Source organism: Pectobacterium fontis (assembly GCF_000803215.1).
Taxonomy (GTDB): Bacteria; Pseudomonadota; Gammaproteobacteria; order Enterobacterales; family Enterobacteriaceae; genus Pectobacterium; species Pectobacterium fontis.
In genome coordinates, this window is record NZ_JSXC01000003.1 from 71943 (window position 1) to 92137 (window position 20195).

General features: G+C 51.8%; 16 protein-coding genes and 1 tRNA gene. 13 read left to right on the forward strand and 4 right to left on the reverse strand.

The window, feature by feature from the left end:
- Positions 1 to 137 precede the first annotated feature (137 nt).
- Positions 138 to 194 (forward strand): YsgD/CorL family protein, encoded by a 57-nt coding sequence (ysgD, locus tag OI69_RS20380; protein WP_349814568.1) that lies wholly within the window; start codon positions 138 to 140, stop codon positions 192 to 194.
- A gap of 166 nt (positions 195 to 360) precedes the next feature.
- On the forward strand, positions 361 to 1311 hold the full coding sequence (gene corA / locus OI69_RS01915) for a magnesium/cobalt transporter CorA (protein ID WP_039345369.1): 951 nt from the start codon (positions 361 to 363) through the stop codon (positions 1309 to 1311).
- A gap of 96 nt (positions 1312 to 1407) precedes the next feature.
- On the opposite strand, the gene rarD is transcribed toward corA, so the two are convergent.
- The gene (gene rarD / locus OI69_RS01920) at positions 1408 to 2337 is read right to left on the reverse strand and encodes an EamA family transporter RarD (RefSeq protein WP_039345371.1); all 930 of its coding nucleotides are present in this window, start codon (positions 2335 to 2337) and stop codon (positions 1408 to 1410) included.
- A 97-nt stretch (positions 2338 to 2434) separates the two neighbouring features.
- The gene (locus OI69_RS01925; protein ID WP_039345376.1) at positions 2435 to 2923 is read right to left on the reverse strand and encodes a thioesterase family protein; all 489 of its coding nucleotides are present in this window, start codon (positions 2921 to 2923) and stop codon (positions 2435 to 2437) included.
- A gap of 219 nt (positions 2924 to 3142) precedes the next feature.
- On the opposite strand from OI69_RS01925, the gene pldA reads away from it, so the two are divergent.
- Entirely contained in the window at positions 3143 to 4009 is an 867-nt protein-coding gene (pldA, locus tag OI69_RS01930; protein ID WP_039345379.1) for a phospholipase A, read from the forward strand.
- Positions 4010 to 4098: 89 nt separating this feature from the next.
- A complete protein-coding gene (gene recQ, locus OI69_RS01935) occupies positions 4099 to 5925 on the forward strand; it encodes an ATP-dependent DNA helicase RecQ (protein ID WP_039345381.1) in 1827 nt (608 codons plus the stop codon).
- Between the two features lie 13 nt (positions 5926 to 5938).
- Here the strand turns inward: recQ and rhtB are convergent, their stop codons facing one another.
- Positions 5939 to 6559, reverse strand: a complete 621-nt coding sequence (gene rhtB / locus OI69_RS01940) for a homoserine/homoserine lactone efflux protein (RefSeq protein ID WP_039345383.1) — start codon at positions 6557 to 6559, stop codon at positions 5939 to 5941.
- A gap of 130 nt (positions 6560 to 6689) precedes the next feature.
- Here rhtB and pldB point away from each other — a divergent pair, with 130 nt between their 5' ends.
- A complete protein-coding gene (gene pldB, locus OI69_RS01945; RefSeq protein WP_039345385.1) occupies positions 6690 to 7727 on the forward strand; it encodes a lysophospholipase L2 in 1038 nt (345 codons plus the stop codon).
- A 51-nt stretch (positions 7728 to 7778) separates the two neighbouring features.
- Positions 7779 to 8579, forward strand: a complete 801-nt coding sequence (gene yigL, locus OI69_RS01950) for a sugar/pyridoxal phosphate phosphatase YigL (protein ID WP_039345387.1) — start codon at positions 7779 to 7781, stop codon at positions 8577 to 8579.
- A 102-nt stretch (positions 8580 to 8681) separates the two neighbouring features.
- Here yigL and glpT read toward each other — a convergent pair whose 3' ends face one another.
- Positions 8682 to 10031: a glycerol-3-phosphate transporter gene (gene glpT / locus OI69_RS01955; protein ID WP_039345389.1), complete on the reverse strand. Its 1350-nt coding sequence runs from the start codon at positions 10029 to 10031 to the stop codon at positions 8682 to 8684.
- A gap of 314 nt (positions 10032 to 10345) precedes the next feature.
- On the opposite strand from glpT, the gene glpA reads away from it, so the two are divergent.
- From glpA to OI69_RS01990, 7 genes are all read left to right on the forward strand, one after another.
- On the forward strand, positions 10346 to 12013 hold the full coding sequence (glpA, locus tag OI69_RS01960) for an anaerobic glycerol-3-phosphate dehydrogenase subunit A (protein ID WP_039345391.1): 1668 nt from the start codon (positions 10346 to 10348) through the stop codon (positions 12011 to 12013).
- Positions 12003 to 13265 carry a glycerol-3-phosphate dehydrogenase subunit GlpB gene (gene glpB / locus OI69_RS01965; protein ID WP_039345393.1) on the forward strand — a complete coding sequence of 421 codons (1263 nt, stop codon included), beginning with the start codon at positions 12003 to 12005 and terminating at the stop codon, positions 13263 to 13265. The genes glpA and glpB overlap by 11 nt, the downstream gene beginning before the upstream one ends.
- On the forward strand, positions 13262 to 14473 hold the full coding sequence (glpC, locus tag OI69_RS01970) for an anaerobic glycerol-3-phosphate dehydrogenase subunit GlpC (protein WP_039345396.1): 1212 nt from the start codon (positions 13262 to 13264) through the stop codon (positions 14471 to 14473). The genes glpB and glpC overlap by 4 nt, the downstream gene beginning before the upstream one ends.
- A gap of 558 nt (positions 14474 to 15031) precedes the next feature.
- Positions 15032 to 15116, forward strand: a tRNA-Leu gene (locus OI69_RS01975).
- A gap of 200 nt (positions 15117 to 15316) precedes the next feature.
- Entirely contained in the window at positions 15317 to 16576 is a 1260-nt protein-coding gene (locus OI69_RS01980) for a tyrosine-type recombinase/integrase (protein WP_039345400.1), read from the forward strand.
- 273 nt (positions 16577 to 16849) lie between these two features.
- Positions 16850 to 17779, forward strand: a complete 930-nt coding sequence (locus tag OI69_RS01985) for a COG2958 family protein (RefSeq protein WP_039345403.1) — start codon at positions 16850 to 16852, stop codon at positions 17777 to 17779.
- Between the two features lie 62 nt (positions 17780 to 17841).
- Positions 17842 to 20100: a type I restriction-modification system subunit M gene (locus tag OI69_RS01990; RefSeq protein WP_039345407.1), complete on the forward strand. Its 2259-nt coding sequence runs from the start codon at positions 17842 to 17844 to the stop codon at positions 20098 to 20100.
- The last annotated feature ends 95 nt before the right edge of the window (positions 20101 to 20195 follow it).

Consider the following 20195-nt stretch of genomic DNA (forward strand, 5'->3'; position numbering starts at 1 on the left):
CATCGGCGAAGGTATATGCAGCATTTCTGGTTGTTCAACCAATACTGAACGACGTGTTTCCGCCGAGGTTTTAAAGTTGAAGTCTTTTTCATCTCGGCGTAACATGCGCGCATCATTATTCTCGGAGGACTAACGCCTTGGACACACCCAGTCGATACTGGCTCACTAACCTGTTCATTAGGTACAACTTCTAAGGCTATCTTCCTCTGCTGATAGCCTTCGTGGTTGTCAGCGGCGCTGTTTTTGTCGCTACGAGTCAGATCCGTCGGACGGACTGAAACCTGCTGGTGACACCTCACCTTTGTTTCTGTGCTTCAATCGCGTTGTCCATCTCTGCTACTGAAAGGGGAGCTATGGCCCATGCTGAGCGCATTTAAACTGGATAATTGCCGTTTATCTCGTCTGGAACTGGATGACTCCGATGATCTCACCACGTCAGTTTGGGTCGATTTGATCGAACCGGAAGACGATGAGCGTGAAAAAGTACAAACCGAACTGGGACAAAGCCTGGCGACCCGCCCGGAACTGGAAGACATTGAAGCCTCTGCACGTTTTTTTGAAGATGAAGACGGTCTGCATATCCACTCCTTTTTCTTTTTTGAAGATGCTGACGATCACGCCGGTAACGCGACCGTGGCGTTTACCATTCGTGATGGTCGCCTGTACACCTTGCGCGAGCGTGAATTGCCTGCGTTCCGTCTGTATCGCATGCGTGCCCGCAACCAGACGATGGTGGACGGCAATGCTTACGAACTGCTGCTCGATCTGTTTGAAACGAAAATCGAGCAACTGGCGGATGAAATCGAGAACATCTACAGCGATCTGGAATCACTGAGCCGCATCATTATGGAAGGGCGTCAGGGGGAAGAGTACGACGAGGCGTTGTCTACGCTGGCGGAACTGGAAGACGTGGGCTGGAAAGTTCGCCTGTGTCTGATGGATACCCAACGTGCGCTGAATTTTCTGGTGCGCAAAGCCCGCTTGCCGTCAGGCCAGTTGGAGCAGGCGCGCGAAATTTTACGCGATATCGAATCTCTGCTGCCGCACAACGAATCGCTGTTCCAGAAAGTTAACTTCCTGATGCAGGCGGCAATGGGCTTTATCAACATTGAGCAAAGCCGGATTATCAAGATCTTCTCGGTAGTCTCCGTGGTATTCCTGCCGCCGACGCTGGTGGCATCCAGCTATGGGATGAACTTTGAGTTTATGCCGGAGCTGAAGTGGTCGTTTGGCTATCCGGGAGCGATTGTGCTGATGATTCTCGCCGGGCTGGCTCCTTACCTCTATTTCAAACGTAAAAACTGGCTTTAAGTTCTCACCGATGCACCTGATGGCATTCGCCCCTCAGGTGCATCGTGTTTCCAACCCTGTTCTGTTGCGCTACCGTCCAGCACGAGTCTGTCGTTTTTATTTCCCGTCGTGTTGAGGTGGGGAAGCTGTAGCTGGCGTTTTCCGCAGCTTGCGCTGCGTATAAAGCGCATCCAGAATGAACAGACCCAGCGCTCCCCAGATAAAGGCAAACGTCACCAGTTTATCGTGGCTAAAGGTTTCACCGTAGAACACCACCGCCAGCAGGAACATGATCGTGGGGCCGAGGTACTGGAAAAAACCGAGTGTCGACAGGCGCAGGCGCATAGCCGCGGCGGTGAAAAACAGCAGTGGCACCGTGGTGACGATGCCCGCCGAGATCAGCAGCAGGTTCAATGACCAGGGGTTGGCTGTCAGGTGGCTGCTTGGCGTATCGGCAATAAAAAACAGATAGATGATGCCGACTGGCAGCAGCCACAGCGTTTCGATGAGCATGCCGGTTTGCCCGTCGATACCAATCTTCTTACGCAGCAGGCCGTATAACGCGAAGCTGAATGCCAGCCCCAGCGCGATAACCGGCAGCGATCCGAATGTCCATAGTTGAACCAGTACGCCAGTCACGGCGAGTAGCACGGCCAGCCATTGCAGACGACGAAAGCGTTCACCCAGAAAGATCATGCCCAGCATGACGTTGACCAGCGGGTTGATAAAATACCCGAGGCTGGCCTCCAGCATGTGGTGGTTATTGACCGACCAGATGTACAGCAGCCAGTTTCCGCCGATAAGCACCGCCGTTAATGCCAGCAGAAACAGATGCTTGACGTTACGACAGGCATAGCGCACCTGACGCCATTTCCGGCCGATGGTCAGCAGGATCAGCATAAAGAAGAATGACCAGATAATACGATGCGTCAGTATTTCATCGGGCGGGATGTGCTCAAGCAGCTTGAAGTAAACAGGAGCAATTCCCCAAATAAAATACGCACCGAGGGCGAAAAAGATGCCCTCACGGGTTTGTTGCGCGTTCATGGATGGCTCGATAAAGACGGCGGGAAAACGCTAAGTCTACCCAAAACGGCGAACGCTTTCACGCAAAGTGTTAATGACACGCTTTGCTAAAGTAAGGCTATCCAACGATATAGGTCGCAGTGGCGCTGGCCAGATGCAACCCCTGTTCGTTATGCAATTCGGCGCGTGCCACGGCGATTTTATTGCCGCCGCGCAGCAACGTGCTGGTAATGGTGAAGCGATCCCCATAGCCCGGACGCAGATAATCCACCCGCATATCAATGGTGCCCATACGTGCGAGCCGGTGATGAAATTCCTGATCGCTGATTGTCTCATGGCGCAGCAGCGTATTGCCAACGCAGACCAATCCGGCGGCAACGTCCAGCCCCGCCGCAATCACGCCGCCATGCAGAATCTGTTGTGCCGCATTACCGATGAGCTTATCTTGCCGGACGAACGTCAATACCGCCTTTTCGGCTTCAAATTGCTGTAGTTCAAGGCCTAATTCGGCATTGAACGGCATTTTATAAATAAATGTTTCTGCAACGAGCTGGCGCACGCGGTCTCTGGTTAGCAGGGTTCCCTGAGGGGAAGGTAGGTCAGCCATAGTCGTTTCCCGTCTGGATAAGACACATACGCGAGGTGTGATTTATTTGTTTCAATAAAGTTGCGTGAGTATTTATTTTATTCGTTTAGTGTACTTCTTTCCAGAAAAGGCTGAGAAACAGCGGGCGGTGATTCAAATGTCACTGAACTGTGTAAAATAACAATGTGAGCAAGCACATGCTCATCACCACGCGAATAAGACGAAGGGCGGAGAAAATAAATGCGTAAGAGAGTACTCATACTGGCGACAGTATTGATGGCACAGGCTCATGCTGAAGATACGACCAATGCGCCAACACCCGATCAACCCGCAGTGCGCGGCAGTATTATCGCCAGCCTACTAGAGGAGCACGATACCCCATTTGTGCTTTATCCTTACGAAAGCAATTATCTGATGTACACCTACACCACAAGCATTAATAAAGAGGCGATACAGAGCTATAGCTGGGCAAATAGTGCGCATAAAGATGAAGTCCATTATCAATTAAGTCTTGGATTCCCGATTTGGCGCGGTATTGCCGGTGAACGTTCCTTGCTGGGTGCTTCTTACACGCAGCGTTCATGGTTGCAATTGTCGAACAAGAGCGCTTCTTCTCCGTTCCGTGAAACGGACTATGAACCACAGGTATTTTTAGGCTGGGCGACGGATTATACCTTCGCGGGCTGGACGCTGCGGGACGTGGAGATCGGCTACAATCACCAGTCTAATGGGCGTTCCGAGCCGACTTCACGCAGTTGGAACCGGGGTTATGCTCGTCTGATGGCGCAAAATGGCAACTGGCAGGTTGATGTGAAGCCATGGGTGCGTTTCTCCGATAGTCAGGACGATAACCCGGATATCACCAAATACATGGGCCATTACCGTTTACGCGTGGGTTATGTGTGGGGCGAAAGCGTGTTTAGTGCGGAAGGTCGCTATAACTGGAATAGCGGCTATGGCGGGGGGGAACTCGGCTGGAGCTATCCGCTGACGCGTCATGTTCGTTTCTACACCAAAGTCTTTAGCGGCTACGGCGAATCCCTGATTGATTATAACCACCGTCAGACCCGCTTTGGTGTGGGGGTGACGCTGAACGACATGTTTTAACGATTGTCGTTTTACCAAACTAACCGTTGCAGTTTTACCAAACGGCGCTGAAAATAGCGCCTGTTTGTTTTCATTGAATTGGGGAAGGCGTGTCTACGGCGGAAGTATTGAATAAGGAAGCGCTGGCGGTTCAGGTTCTGCGGGACACGTTCGGCTACCAGCAATTCCGACCGGGTCAGCAGGAAATTATCAGCGCGACGCTCAGCGGGCAGGACTGTTTGGTGATCATGCCGACAGGCGGCGGTAAATCGCTGTGCTACCAAATCCCCGCGCTGGTGATGGACGGGTTGACGCTGGTCGTCTCTCCGTTGATTTCGCTGATGAAAGATCAGGTCGATCAGCTTCAGGCTTACGGTGTTTCGGCGGCGTGCCTGAACTCGACGCAAACGCGCGAGCAGCAGCTTGACGTCATGGCGGGTTGCCGTAGCGGTCACATCAAGCTGCTGTATATTGCGCCGGAACGCCTGACGACGGACAGCTTCCTCGATCATCTCGCTCATTGGCAGGTAGCCTTGATTGCGGTGGATGAAGCGCATTGCATTTCCCAATGGGGACACGATTTCCGCCCTGAATATCGCGCGCTGGGGCAGATTAAGCAGCGTCTTCCTTATCTCCCTTTTATTGCATTAACCGCGACTGCCGATGAGACGACGCGTAGCGATATTGTTCGCCTGCTGGATCTGCAATCGCCGCTGATCCAGATCAACAGCTTTGACCGCCCTAACATTCGCTACACGCTGGTGGAGAAGTTCAAACCGCTCGATCAGCTTTGGATGTTCGTACAGGGGCAGCGTGGCAAAAGTGGCATCATCTACTGTAATAGCCGTTCCCGTGTAGAGGATATTTGTGCGCGTTTGCAGGCGCGTGGGCTGAGTGCGGGGGCGTATCATGCCGGATTGGATAATGAGCGGCGTGCTCAGGTGCAGGAAGCGTTCCTGCGTGACGATCTTCAGGTGGTGGTGGCAACGGTGGCGTTTGGTATGGGCATCAACAAACCTAACGTGCGGTTTGTGGTGCATTTCGATATTCCGCGCAATATTGAATCCTACTATCAGGAAACCGGGCGTGCGGGGCGTGATGGCCTCGCAGCAGAAGCCGCGCTGTTCTACGATCCGGCGGATATGGCGTGGCTACGCCGCTGTCTGGAAGAGAAACCGGCCGGGCCGCAACTGGATATCGAGCGGCATAAGCTCAATGCCATGGGCGCATTTGCCGAAGCGCAAACCTGTCGCCGTTTGGTGCTACTGAACTATTTTGGCGAAGGACGCCAGCAACCCTGTGGTAACTGCGATATTTGTCTCGATCCACCAAAGCGCTATGACGGGCTGGTGGATGCGCAAAAGGCGCTCTCCTGCGTGTATCGGGTCGGGCAGCGCTTTGGGCTGGGGTATATTGTTGAGGTGCTGCGCGGGGCGAATAACCAACGTATCCGTGATTTCGGCCATGACAAATTGCCGGTCTACGGTATCGGTAAGGATAAATCGCAGGAACATTGGGTCAGCGTGCTGCGCCAGTTGATTCATCTGGGTTTGTTGAACCAAAACATCACGCTGCATTCCGCCGTGCAGCTTACCGAAGCGGCGCGTCCGGTATTGCGGGGAGAAATGCCGCTCCTGCTTGCCGTGCCGCGAGTGATTAACCTGAAGCCACGCGCGAATCAAAAATCTTACGGCGGTAATTATGATCGTAAGCTGTTTGCTAAATTGCGCAAGCTGCGTAAATCCATCGCGGATGAAGACAATATCCCGCCTTATGTGGTGTTCAGCGATGCCACGCTCCTGGAGATGGCAGAGTTGATGCCGATCACTGCGGGTGAACTGCTAAACATCAACGGCGTGGGGCATCGCAAACTCGAGCGTTTCGGCGCGCCTTTCATGAACATGATTCGCGATCATGTTGATAATGATGACGAGTGACGCTCGTTAGCAATCAGGCCTTTCTCGCCGTGGCGAGCAAGGCACCGACCAGCACAAACAGCGATCCAAATATCCGGTTGAGCGTCTTCATCTGCCGTGGGCCTTTCAGCCATCCGGCGATGCGCGTGGCCAGCGTGGCATAACCAATCATCACGATAATATCGACCACCACGGTGGTGACGCCCAGCACCAGATACTGTGCGGCCTGCGGCTGGTGAGGAATAATGAACTGCGGAAATAATGCCGCCAGAAACACAATACTTTTCGGGTTAGTCAGATTCACCAGCACCGCGCGTTTAAACAGTTTGCGACGCGGCATGGCGCTGGCGAGCGCCTGGAGATGTAGTGCGCCTGCGGCGCGCCATTGCTGAACCCCCAGCCAGATCAAATACGCTGCACCCAGCCATTTCAACACATCGAAAGCCAGTACAGATTGGCTAAGTAGTGCGCCTAACCCGATGCCGACCAGTACGATATGGATAACCAGCCCGACCTGTAAGCCACTGATTGACGCCGCCGCGCCGCGATAGCCGTGGCTAATTCCGGTGCTCATGGTGTTGATGGCACCCGAACCGGGCGACAGGCTGAGAATAAGCGTTGTGAGTAAATAGGTTAACCACCAATCCACTGTCATGAAGCATGCCCCTGAATCACGTTCTGTATGACGAGAGTCTGTCTGTTTTTTATGTCACAATACGCTGGTGCTCCATGGCTTGTCATGTTCTTCCGCTAGCTTTGTTTTCTCGCGTCACCGGAGAGGTGTGATGATGCAACGCCACAATACGTTGTTTACGTCGGAACGGTTAATGTCTGACGAGTTAACCCCAAACTTGTTAACGCGAGAAGCGCAGTTTGCCGCTTTTGCTACCGGAGAATTGCTGGATTTTTGGCGTCAGCGCGAAGAAGGTGAATTCTCTGGCGTGGATAATGTGCCAATCCGGTTTGTGCGTTTCACCGCGCCTCAGCACGACAAAATTGTCGTTGTCTTTTCAGGTCGTATCGAAAGCTATGTTAAATATAGCGAAGTCGCGTATGACCTCTTTCATCGCGGCTATGATGTGCTCATCATGGATCACCGTGGGCAAGGGCGCTCTGGGCGCATGCTGCAAGACGGCCACCGCGGGCATGTGCTGCGTTTTAGTGATTATGTCGATGATGCTGAAACGCTGTGTCAGCAGCATATTGGCCTGAAGCGCTATACTCGCCGATTTGCCTTAGCACACTCAATGGGCGGCGCGATTCTGGCACAGCTATTGATTCGCCAACCTAAGACGTTCGATGCCGTGGCGCTGTGTGCGCCGATGTTTGGTATTCGTTTACCGATTCCTCATTGCCTCGCGGGTTGGATTGTCGATTGGGCTGAGCGTCGCCCGGCGATACGTGATTATTACGCCATCGGCACCGGGCAGTGGCGTCCTTTGCCTTACCGGATGAACGTGTTAACGCACAGCCGTGAGCGCTACCGGCGCAGCATTCGTTTTTATGCGGATTCACCGGATTTACGCATCGGTGGCCCTACTTACCACTGGGTGCGTGAGGCGATACTGGCGGGTAAACAACTGCTGGCGCAGGCCAGCGCGATCACCACGCCGCTTCTGCTGCTACAGGCAGAGGAAGAGCGCGTGGTGGATAACCGCAGTCAGAACGCGTTTTGTCAGGCGCTGGTGCAGTGTGGTAACGCCAATGCGAACGGCGTTTTGCAGGTTATCCACGGTGCGCGGCATGAAATTCTCTTTGAGACGGATAGTCTTCGTGCTCAGGCATTTACGCTGATTTTGGCGCATTTTGCGCGTTATCATTAATTTTTTGCGGCGCGTGCCGCCACAACACACCAGAAGTGAGATCTCATCGTTATGTACCATGTCGTTGCTTCCGATTTAGATGGCACACTGCTGTCACCCGACCACTCGCTGTCCCCCTATGCGAAAGAAACCCTCAGGCTGCTAACGGAAAAAGGGATTCACTTTGTATTCGCTACCGGACGGCATCACATGGATGTCGCGCAGATCCGCGATAATCTCGGCATCAGCGCGTTTATGATTACCTCGAATGGTGCGCGAGTGCATAACTCGCAGGGTGAGCTGATTTTCAGTCACAATCTGGATCAGGACATTGCCCGCGACCTGTACAGCGTTGTGCACAATAACCCCGCGATGCTGACGCACGTTTACCGTGATGACGAATGGTTTATGAACCGTCCTCGTGCGGAAGAAGAACGCTTCTTCAAAGAGTCGATCTTTAAATACAAGCTGTTTGAGCCTGCATTGCTTGCAACCGAGGGTGTCAGCAAGGTGTTCTTTACCTGTGATTCCCATGAACAACTGCTGCCGTTGGAAGAAGCGATCAACGCACGCTGGGGTGACCGCGTTAACGTGAGCTTTTCGACGCTCACCTGCCTGGAAGTGATGGCGGGCGGCGTGTCTAAAGGCCATGCGCTGGAACAGGTGGCGAAAATTATCGGCTTCTCACTTAAAGAATGCGTAGCGTTTGGCGACGGTATGAACGACTACGAAATGCTGTCGATGGCGGGCAAAGGCTGCGTGATGCAAAATGCGCATCAGCGTCTGAAAGATTTACTGCCGGATCGCGAAGTGATTGGCTCTAACGCAGACAGCGCGGTGCCGCATTACCTGCGGGAACTGTTTCTGAAATAAGCCATTGCCTGTGTGGTGTCATGAGGCGATGGAAAGGAAGAAGCGCGGTGTAGTAAGTACACCGCGCAGCAACAATATAGTAGAGAAACTACACGTCAAAAGTTAAGCGCGGCTGGCTAACTCTGCTTTATGCTTTTTCTCATTCAGCATAACCACAACCAGCAGAAGGACTGCAAGAATGCTGCCGCCGATCATGACCATGAAGCCGCCGTCCCAACCGAAGAAGTCAACGGTGTAGCCGACGATGGCGCTGGCGGCAACGGAGCCACCGAGGTAGCCGAACAGACCGGTAAAGCCGGCTGCCGTACCTGCCGCTTTTTTCGGTGCCAGTTCCAGCGCGTGCAGACCAATCAGCATCACCGGGCCGTAAATCAGGAAGCCGATGACGATCATACAGGCCATATCCACGCCAGGGTTGCCGGCTGGATTCATCCAGTACACGACGGTGGCTATTGTCACCAGCGTCATAAAGAACACGCCCGTCGCACCGCGGTTGCCTTTAAACACTTTATCGGACATCCAACCGCACAGCAGCGTACCCGGAATACCCGCGTATTCGTACAGGAAGTAGGCCCAGGAGGATTTATCCAGTGCGAAGTGTTTCACTTCTTTCAGGTAAGTCGGGGACCAGTCGAGGATACCGTAACGTAGCAGATAAACGAAAACGTTGGCGATAGCGATGTACCACAGCAGCTTGTTCGGGAAAACGTACTGCATGAAGATTTGTTTAGCCGTCAGCTCTTCTTCATCTTTCTCGTTGTAATCAACCGGATAATCGTTTTTGTACTCTTCGATTGGCGGCAGGCCACAAGATTGTGGTGTATCACGCATCAGCGCAAAGGCAATCAGCGCAACCAGAATGGCAGCGAAGGCCGGCATGTAGAGTGCGGCTTTCCAGTCGTGAAACCACGCCATACCCAGCAGGAACAACAGCGGAGGAAGCCCGCCGCCGACGTTATGCGCACAGTTCCATACCGATACAATACCGCCACGTTCTTTCTGTGACCACCAGTGAACCATGGTACGCCCGCACGGTGGCCATCCCATTCCCTGGAACCAGCCGCACACGAACAGCAGGACGAACATGATCGCGATGCTGGATGTTGCCCACGGCACGAAGCCCATGAACAGCATAACGGCAGCGGCCAGAATCAGACCAGCGGGCAAGAATACGCGCGGATTGGAACGGTCAGATACCGAACCCATAATGAATTTGGAAAAGCCATAGGCGATGGAAATGCCGGACAGCGCAAAGCCCAGATCGCCACGCGAGAAGCCTTGCTCAATCAGGTAAGGCATGGCCAGTGTGAAGTTTTTACGCACCAGATAGTAGGCGGCGTAGCCGAAAAAGATCCCCATGAAAATCTGCCAACGCAGACGGCGATAGAGGGGATCGACACGATCCTGCGACACGCGTGGCTGGTGGGCTGCGGGCCTAAAAATACTCAGCATAGATATCTCCAATGCGAAAGAAAACGATAGCTTTTTTGTTCTATTACGAACGTTATTGTAAGGGGTTAGCGTACAAATGAGTGTGATTCATGACACTAATGTTACTCTTTTATGAAACTGTGACGATCTTTGCGCTCATGTTAACAGAATCGGAAAATTCCACAGTGTGCTTTTAGTGATGTTAATCACACTTATTGTTTTTAACGCCCTATTTGTTTTCGTTTGGCGTTCGTTTTTGCTCTTTATCAAACATTAACCCTTCTTTCTGTGTCCCAATAGCAACATACATACCCTCTGCCTGAAGTGAGAGCAGAATGAAAAACACTGGGAACTGGCGTGAAACTGACGTGGTTGTCATCGGCGGCGGTGCGACGGGAGCAGGAACTGCACGGGATTGTGCCCTACGTGGCCTGCGCTGCCTGTTGCTTGAACGTTATGATATTGCGACTGGGGCGACCGGGCGTAATCACGGCTTATTACATAGCGGTGCCCGCTATGCCGTAACCGATGGCGAGTCTGCCCGCGAATGTATTGAAGAGAACCAGATTCTCCGCCGGATTGCCCGCCACTGTATTGAACCTACCGATGGTCTGTTTATTACGTTGCCGGAAGACGATCTCGGCTGGCAGGCGCAGTTTATTACGGCTTGCCAACAGGCGGGGATTGGCGCTCAGGCGTTGGATCCTCAGGAAGCCCTACGGCTGGAACCGGCGGCAAACCCGAGCCTGATCGGTGCGGTGCGCGTGCCGGATGGTTCCGTCGATCCCTTTCGCCTGACGGCGGCCAACATGATTGATGCCTGTGAGCACGGCGCGGAAGTGCTGACCTATCATGAGGTCATCGGGCTGATTCGTCAGGGCGATCGTGTTACCGGCGTGCGCGTTTTCGACCATAAAAAAGGTGTAGAAACAGAAATCTACGCGCAGGTGGTGGTCAACGCGGGCGGTATCTGGGGGCAACATATTGCGGAATATGCCGACCTGCGCGTGCGCATGTTCCCGGCAAAAGGCGCGCTGCTGATTCTTGGGCACCGCATCAACAACATGGTGATCAACCGCTGCCGTAAACCGGCGGATGCCGATATTTTGGTGCCGGGCGATACCATTTCGCTGATTGGCACGACCTCAACCCATATCGACTACGATCAAATCGACAATATGCTGGTGACGCCTGCTGAAGTGGAAACGCTGATGCGGGAAGGATCGATGCTGGCACCAACGCTGGCGAAGACGCGCATTCTGCGCGCCTATGCGGGTGTGCGACCACTGGTTGCCAGCGATAGCGATCCCAGCGGTCGTAGCGTGAGTCGCGGTATTGTGCTGCTCGACCACGCCAGCCGCGACGGGTTGGAAGGGTTTATCACGATTACCGGCGGCAAGCTGATGACCTATCGTCTGATGGCGGAGTGGGTGACGGATGCGATCTGCAAAAAACTGGGTCATGATGTCGCCTGTTCGACCGCCCAGACGCCGCTGCCGGGATCGGAATCGCTGGATGAAGTAAACGCCGTTCCCCACGCCCTGTCTGCCTATCCGGCGGCAAAACCGCTTTCCGCGCCGCTGCGTGGCTCGGCGATTTATCGCCACGGTGAACGTGCCGGACGCATGCTGTCCGGTGAACGTCTCGATCGCAGCCTGGTGTGCGAATGTGAGGCGGTGACGGCGGGAGAAGTGCGCTATGCCGTGGAGTCGTTGCAGGTGAATAACCTGATTGATTTACGTCGGCGCACCCGTGTTGGCATGGGCACCTGCCAGGGGGAGTTGTGCGCCTGCCGCGCGGCGGGGCTGTTGTGCCGTCTCGGCACCGCAACGCCGGAGCAGTCGCTCACGCAGCTCAGCCAGTTTTTGAACGAACGCTGGAAAGGGATTCGCCCGATTGCCTGGGGCAATGCGCTACGCGAAAGCGAGTTTACCAGTTGGATTTATCAGGGATTGTGCGGTCTGACGGCCAGCGACAGTCAGGAGGATCGCCATGCGCTATGACGTTGTGATTATTGGCGGAGGGCTGGCGGGACTGACTTGTGGTATTCGCTTAGCGGAGCAGGGGAAACGTTGCGCGATTATCAGTGCCGGACAGAATGCGCTGCATTTTTCTTCCGGCGCGTTGGATTTACTCTCTCATCTTCCTGACGGGCAGCCCGTTAGCCAGCCGCTCGATGCACTGGATGAACTGGCGCGCCAGGCTCCTCATCATCCGTATTCCCGTATGGGCGCGACGGCGGTCACGACCCTGTTGCCACAGGTTGAGGCGCTACTGGAGCGCAGTCATATCACCTTGCGGGGCAATTATCGGCAGAATCACTGGCGTATGACGCCGTTAGGTAAGTTTCGCTCATGCTGGCTCAGCCCGGTCGATGGCGTCACGCGGGGGCTAGCGGATTCCCGATTTGGCGATAATCCGTTGATTGCCGGTATTGAGGGTTTTCTGGATTTTCAGTCCCGCATTGTGGCCGGTACGCTTCAGACGCAGGGAATTGCGGCACGCAGTGATGATCTCAAACTGCCCGTGCTGGATAGATTACGCCAGAACCCCAGCGAATTCCGCGCGGTGAATATCGCCCGCGTGCTGGATCGACCGGAAAATCGCGCGGCGCTACTGGAAGAACTGTCGCTTCTGGCTAATGGTAACGATGCCATCATCATGCCCGCCTGTCTGGGGCTGGATCGCCCTGAGATTGTCCGTGAGCTTGCGAATGGGTTAGGTAAACCCGTACTGCTGCTGCCGACCCTACCGCCATCCGTGCTGGGGTTACGTTTACACCAGGCGCTGTCGCAGCGTTTTCGCCAGTTGGGTGGCATGGTGATGCCCGGCGATCGTGCGGTGCGAGCATCGCTGTCGTCGCAGGAGATCGCTATCCATACCCACCATCACCGTGATATTCCATTACGAGCGAAGCACGCGGTGCTGGCGAGCGGCAGTTTCTTTAGTAACGGGTTGGTGACGCAGTTTGATCGGGTTACTGAACCGGTTTTTGGGTTGGACGTTAGGTTCGCCGAGCAGCGAGAGGGCTGGAGCCAGCAAGATGTGTTTGCATCGCAGCCCTATCTGCAATTTGGCGCGATTGTCGATGCGCACCTGCATCCGTGTATCGCAGGAGAAATCGCCAATAATCTGTACGCGATTGGCGCGGTGCTGGAAGGTTTCGACCCGATTGCGCAGGGATGTGGCGCGGGCGTTTCTTTGCTCAGCGCACTGTATGTTGCCGAACAGATTTTGAAGGAGGGCAACTTATGAGCCTGCTTAGCGATAACAGTTTTGAAGATTGCATCAAGTGTACGGTGTGTACCACGTACTGCCCGGTTTCACGCGTAAACCCGCTTTACCCTGGGCCGAAACAGGCCGGGCCGGATGGCGAGCGCCTGCGGCGCAAGGATCCAGCGCTATACGATGACGCGCTAAAATATTGCACTAACTGCAAACGCTGTGAAGTCGCGTGCCCCTCGGATGTCAACATTGGCGACATCATTCAGCGTGCGAAAGCCACGCATAGCAGCCACAAGCCGACATTGCGCGATGCGATTCTGAGTCATACCGACTTCATGGGGTCGATTGCCACACCGTTTGCCCCGCTGGTCAATACGGCGACCAGCCTGAAACCGGTGCGCCAACTGCTGGATAAAGCGTTGAAAATTGACCATCGTCGCCAGTTACCGAAATACGCGTTCGGCACCTTTCGGCGCTGGTATCGCCAGCAGGCCAAAAAGCAGTTGGCTTATGATGAGCAGGTGGCTTATTTTCACGGTTGCTACGTGAACTACAACCATCCACAGTTGGGTAAAGATCTGGTGCAGGTCTTTAACGCGATGGGGATTGGCGTCCAACTGCTGAATAAAGAGAAGTGCTGTGGCGTACCGTTGATCGCTAATGGTTTCCACGACAAGGCCAGAAAGCAGGCGCACGCCAACATTACGTCGCTGGATGAGGCGATTAATCAGAAATCCCTGCCGGTGGTAGCGACGTCATCCAGTTGTACCTTCACGCTGCGAGATGAATATCCGCACCTGCTCGGCGTGGACAATAGCCACGTACGCGATGGCGTCGAACTGGTGACGCGTCAGCTTTATCGTCTGCTGGAAGAAGAAGGAAAAACGCTGCCGCTGCGCCACCTACCGCTGCGGGTGGCATATCATACCCCGTGCCATCTGGAGAGAATGGGATGGACGGCGTATACCCTGGCGCTACTGCAACGTATTCCTGGACTTGAACTGGTGATGTTGGATTCCCAATGCTGTGGTATTGCAGGCACCTATGGCTTCAAAAAAGAGAATTATGCCACGTCGCAAGGCATTGGCGCTTCGCTGTTTCAGCAGATTGAAGAAAGTGGGGTCGATATCGTGGTGACGGATTGCGAAACCTGTAAATGGCAGATTGAGATGTCGACCAGCAAGCGGTGTGAACACCCGATCACGCTGCTGGCGAGATCGTTGGCACAGCCAGAGTAATGAGTAGAAGGGGCAAAACCAGCCGTTTTTGTGGGCTTATTGAGAATAAGAATTTATCGCAAAAAGCACTTTACAAGTGCGAATGATAATGATTATTATTGCTGTGCGTTCCGGGGAACGGCGTCATGCACCACTTTAAAAGAGGTCCACGATGTTCAGGTTTCCCTGTGAAGGCACGACATTGCTCACATTGCTTCCAGTATTATTTAGCCAGCTCGGGTGCTGGCTTTTTTTTTGCCTATTGCAAATTATATGAACCATGAACAGCAGAAGACAATGTTCGAATACACCACGGTAGGCGCTACACAGGCTTCCAGTGCGGTGAATGAACCTCATGTAAAGTGGTGTGTGGGGACGGCGTAAGCGTCCCGACCCTGCTCGGTTTCGTAGCAAATAGCTCTGTGCACCGTTTATACCACTCAATATTGACGGTGTTATGGTCATAACGTGTTGCTAAAGACGATTTTTTCAGCACTTAACCGAGCACTGAGTGGATTAACGTTGCGCGTGAGCCGTCAAACGGTATAATGCACCTCGTTTTCCGCATACTACTTCTGTGCCGAAGTGGCGAAATCGGTAGACGCAGTTGATTCAAAATCAACCGCCGCAAGGTGTGCCGGTTCGAGTCCGGCCTTCGGCACCAACAGTATGTAAATAGACCTCAATTGAGGTCTTTTTTTATGTCTGAAATCCGCGCCACACAAGGCTTCGCCCGAATTTCCTGTCAACGGAAGTCAATCTGAGTCCACCCACATCAATCTGCTTGTGAGTATAGAACCGAGTATATATGCTGGTTCGATATTGCTTATATACTCACAGCAGGATTATGGAAGGATAACCATCATGGCCCTGACAGATACCAAGGTACGTTCTGCTAAACCCGAGGAAAAAGAGTATTCGCTGGTTGATGGCGACGGCATGTTTTTGCTAGTTCATCCCAATGGCTCAAAATACTGGCGCTTTCGTTTTCGCTTCGGTGGCAAACAACACCTGATGGCATTTGGCGTCTATCCCGAAGTTTCATTGATTGATGCCAGACAGAAGCGTGAAGCTGCCAGAAAGTTGGTTGCTGCGGGCATTGATCCGCGTGAGCAAAAACGTGCGGTACAAGAAGAACAGGCGAAGGCGGTATTCACCTTTGAATTTGTAGCCAGAGAGTGGCACGCCACCAATCAAAAGTGGTCGGAAGAGCACAGCCGCCGCGTGCTGAAAAGCCTCGAAGATAATCTCTTCTCCGCTATTGGTAAACGCAACATTGCTGAACTCAAAACGCGAGACCTCTTAGCCCCTATCAAGGTAGTGGAACAGTCTGGTCGTCTAGAAGTCGCCTCACGACTTCAGCAACGTACAACCGCAATAATGCGTTACGCGGTACAGAGCGGATTAATTGACTACAACCCGGCGCAGGAAATGGCGGGCGCTGTTGCGTCGAGTAATCGGCAACATCGTCCTGCACTGGAACTAAAGCATACTCCCGAGCTGCTTCAACGCATTGATAGCTATACCGGCAGACCATTAACTCGTCTGGCGGTAGAGTTGACGCTACTGATCTTTATCCGTTCCAGCGAACTGCGCTTTGCCCGTTGGTCAGAGATCGATTTTGAAACATCAATGTGGACCATTCCCCCTGAGCGTGAACCCATCGAAGGAGTGAAACATTCCCATCGAGGTTCTAAGATGCGTACTCCGCATCTGGTGCCACTGTCACGACAGGCGCTGGTTATCTTGAAGCAGATACAGCAATTCAGCGGTAACCATGAATTGATCTTTATTGGCGATCACGATCCGCGTAAACCAATGAGTGAAAACACAGTGAATAAGGCGCTGCGAGTAATGGGGTACGACACGAAGGTTGAGGTCTGCGGTCACGGCTTCAGGACAATGGCCTGTAGCTCGCTGATTGAATCGGGGTTATGGTCGAGGGATGCAGTGGAGCGCCAGATGAGCCATATGGAACGTAACTCGGTACGGGCGGCGTATATCCACAAGGCGGAGCACTTAGACGAGCGCAAGCTAATGCTGCAATGGTGGGCAGATTATCTGGATGCTAATCGGGAGAAGGCGGTAAGTGCGTTTGATTTTGGGAAGTTGAATAGAAATTAATTGAAAGAATTGATATGTGTAAGGCATACGCTTGTTATGCCTTCTTTTTTTGTCTACTTCCACTTACACAATTCCCTTTATAAATGATCGTTTTTTGGGCGTAGCAAACTACTTAATCGAATGTACCTCCCTGTTACATTGAACAACTACAATTGCGAGCTTGGCTCCAGTAATCAAGGGTTTTACACTGTGTTATCTTAAAAGAGCACGTAACTAAGTTATCTGCTTAGTAATGAGGTTAAATTCTCGTTGTTAGAGGTAAGAGCAGGAGCCATGACCAGTCGTCCCCAAATGATCATTAATGTTTTACAGACAAATTCTGGACAACAGCTTACAGCGCGTCAACTGGCACAAAAAATCATCGAAACTTATGCAGATGAGTTAGTCGAAAAACGTAAAAATACGCGCTTTGGCTGCGATGAGGACTTTCTCAGTCAAATGGCTGCTGAAATCGGTGCTGATTTACCTCGAGCTAAATCAATATGCCCACAAGTAATGACACGGGACAAGCCTCGACCGCGACTATTCTATTGGGGTGATGAGCTTACAGATAGCGTTCAGGAAAAACCACTTGCTGATATCCCCTTTGTGCCTTCGGAAGAAACGGCGAATTTCACTGAACATGCACTTTATCCGTTGTTGATTGACTACCTTTCAGAAGAAGAGGAGTTGCTTTGCCGCCGTATCGATGAAAAGCGTTCAAGTAACAACAAAGGCTTAGGGGCAAATCATTGGCTTTATCCCGATATAGTTGCGCTACAGCCCCTCGATAAGGGCTGGGATACTGTAGTGCAAAACTGCGTTCGCCATAGCGAAGGGCGTTTAACCCGCCTGTGGTCGTTTGAAGTAAAACGCCAACTTAATCGTAGCAATGTTCGAGAATGTTTTTTCCAGGCAGTGAGCAATTCAAGTTGGGCTCACTTTGGCTATCTTGTCACGACCGAAATAAATGAAGATAAGCAGCGTGGCGTTGAAAGAGAGCTGCAAATGTTGTGTGCATTGCATGGTATCGGTGTGCTCCTACTTAACCCGCAAGACCCTGGTAATAGCCAAACTTTGATCCCGGCGCGCGAGCGAACAAGCATTGACTGGCAATCCGTCAACCGCTTGGTCGTAGAGAACAAGGATTTTAAAGAGTTTATCGATCTGGTTTCTGATTATCACCAGACAGGAAAAGTACATAAGGCGTTGTGGAACAGATAAAACGACAGAAGTCTTTAACCATAAACTTAAGATTAAAATGATATTGAAAGGAATAAACCGTAGTGGACTACCAAGAATTAAAACAACTCGAAGATGACCTTTGGGAAGCCGCTGACCAACTTAGGGCCAATTCTAAACTTACGGCTAGTGAGTATTCCATGCCTGTACTTGGCCTGATTTTTCTGCGCCACGCTACAACTCGTTTTAACGATCTCCTGCCCGAAGTAGAGAAAGCAATACCCGCTAGGGCTACAGGGGCATTGCGTGAAGAACGTATTAAGCTGGGCTTCCAGGGCAAGGCAGCTATCTATTTACCTGAAACAGCCCGCTACGACTATTTGGCTTCTTTACCTGCTGATACAAATGTTGGTGAAGTTCTTCGTGACGCTATGATTGCCATTGAGGAATCAGTGACTGACCAGCAGGGTAACAAGCTACTTGAGGGAGCTCTGCCAAAAGACTATTTAGGCTTCGAGCAAGATCTACTGGCCGAACTGATCAAAATCTTCAACCGCCCAGCTTTACAGACAGCTACTGGTGATGTTTTTGGCCGTATCTATGAATACTTTCTGAATCAATTTGCGCAGAGCGGCGCGCAAGAAGGTGGTGAATTCTTCACTCCGCCAAGTTTGGTTCGCATGATTGTGAACGTGATAGAACCTGACCATGGTATTGTGTTTGATCCTGCTTGCGGTTCAGCAGGTATGTTTGTGCAAACGGGACATTTCATTAAAGAAGTGCGGCATAAGCAAACTGTCGATACTGACATTACATTTTACGGGCAAGAAAAAGCAGATCTTAACAGTAAGTTAGCGCGTATGAACCTGGCAGTGCATGGGCTGGAGGGGCAAATCCGTATTGGCAACACCTTTTACGAAGATCACCACCAGTTAGTTGAGAAATGTGATTTTGTTATGGCTAACCCTCCTTTTAACGTTGATGGAGTGCAAGTTGCCAAGATCAAGAGTCAGGTAGGTGAGAATCAAACTGGTCGCCTGCCTTTCGGCTTACCTGGAATTGCAGGCAAGAGCAAAGGAAAGAATGGAGGGGATGGGGAAACTATTTCCAACGCCAATAGTTTGTGGATCCAGTATTTTTACAGCTATCTGAATGATATTGGCCGCGCAGGTTTTGTTATGGCCTCCAGCGCTTCTGATGCGGGTAATAAGGATAAAGAAATCCGCCAAAAATTAGTAGAAACAGGCCACGTGGATGTAATGATCTCCGTCGGTCCGAAGTTCTTCTATACGCGTAGCCTGCCATGCACGTTGTGGTTCTTCGATAAAAGTAAATCTGATGAGCTGTTAGATACTGTGTTGATGATCGACGCGCGCAATATTTATACAGTGATGTCTGCTCGTTCACATGTGTTTTCTGATGAGCAATTGGCTAACCTCACCGCTATCACTTGGTTATACCGAGGTGAACATGAGCGTTTCAATGAGCTATTAGGTAGCTATCAAAGTAAAGTAGGCCAATATCTTGCAATGCTGCCTGAGCGTTTGGCTAATGACAAACAACAGATTGACGTTCTTGCATCAGCGTTGCGGGGTTTTGCGAAGCTAACTGAAGATAATTCAGCGGTTGCATCTGTACGTCAGAAATTAGGTGAAGACCATGGTATTACCGATGAGATATTGGAAGAATTTCGTGCCAATTATTCCTCTCTTGTTGAGCAATCGTCTCATTGGAATGTGACTCTCTCATCCATCCAGAAAGAGGCAACGCAACTTCAAAACGAAATTGAAGTGCTTCCTAAGGATGTGCCCTTTACTCAACGTAAAGCACTACAAACACGATTGGACGAGAGCAATCCTAAGTTAAAAGCTGCACTGCTCGTTTTGGAGGCCAGACATAAGGGTTGGATAACGTTGCTAGACATGGCAGAGAAAACTTTGCGAGCCCGTCAGTGGGGGGGATATGCAGGTGAAAAGGCTCGTGAGGCAAAGAAGGCTTTACAGCCATGTGATGTGAAGAAGCGTGAAAATGCAACTGTACGGGATCAAAGTGTTAAGGCTTTCAAACATGCTAGCTATTTTGTAGCTCAGGGACATTGGTTAATAAGCCGTTTTCCTTTGGGTTTGTATGACGATGTGGCGGGGTTGTGTAAAGTTGTATCACGGCAGGATATTGCTGAGAAAGACTATTCACTTACGCCTGGTAGATATGTGGGGGTAGGGGATGTTGTTCAAAGTGACGGTGACAGTGAGGTTTTCAAAATACGCATGCAAGAGATTCATGAAGAAATTTCCTATTTGAATCAGAAGGCTGAAGACATTTCAGAATGTATTCAAAGCAACTTTCAGGGGTTGTTAGGATGAGTTGGAACGAAGTTATTTTCGAAGACATCATTACTGATAGTGCTTTTGGTCCGCGTTTTAGTGGAGACTGTTATGATGTGTATTAGCTCAGACTT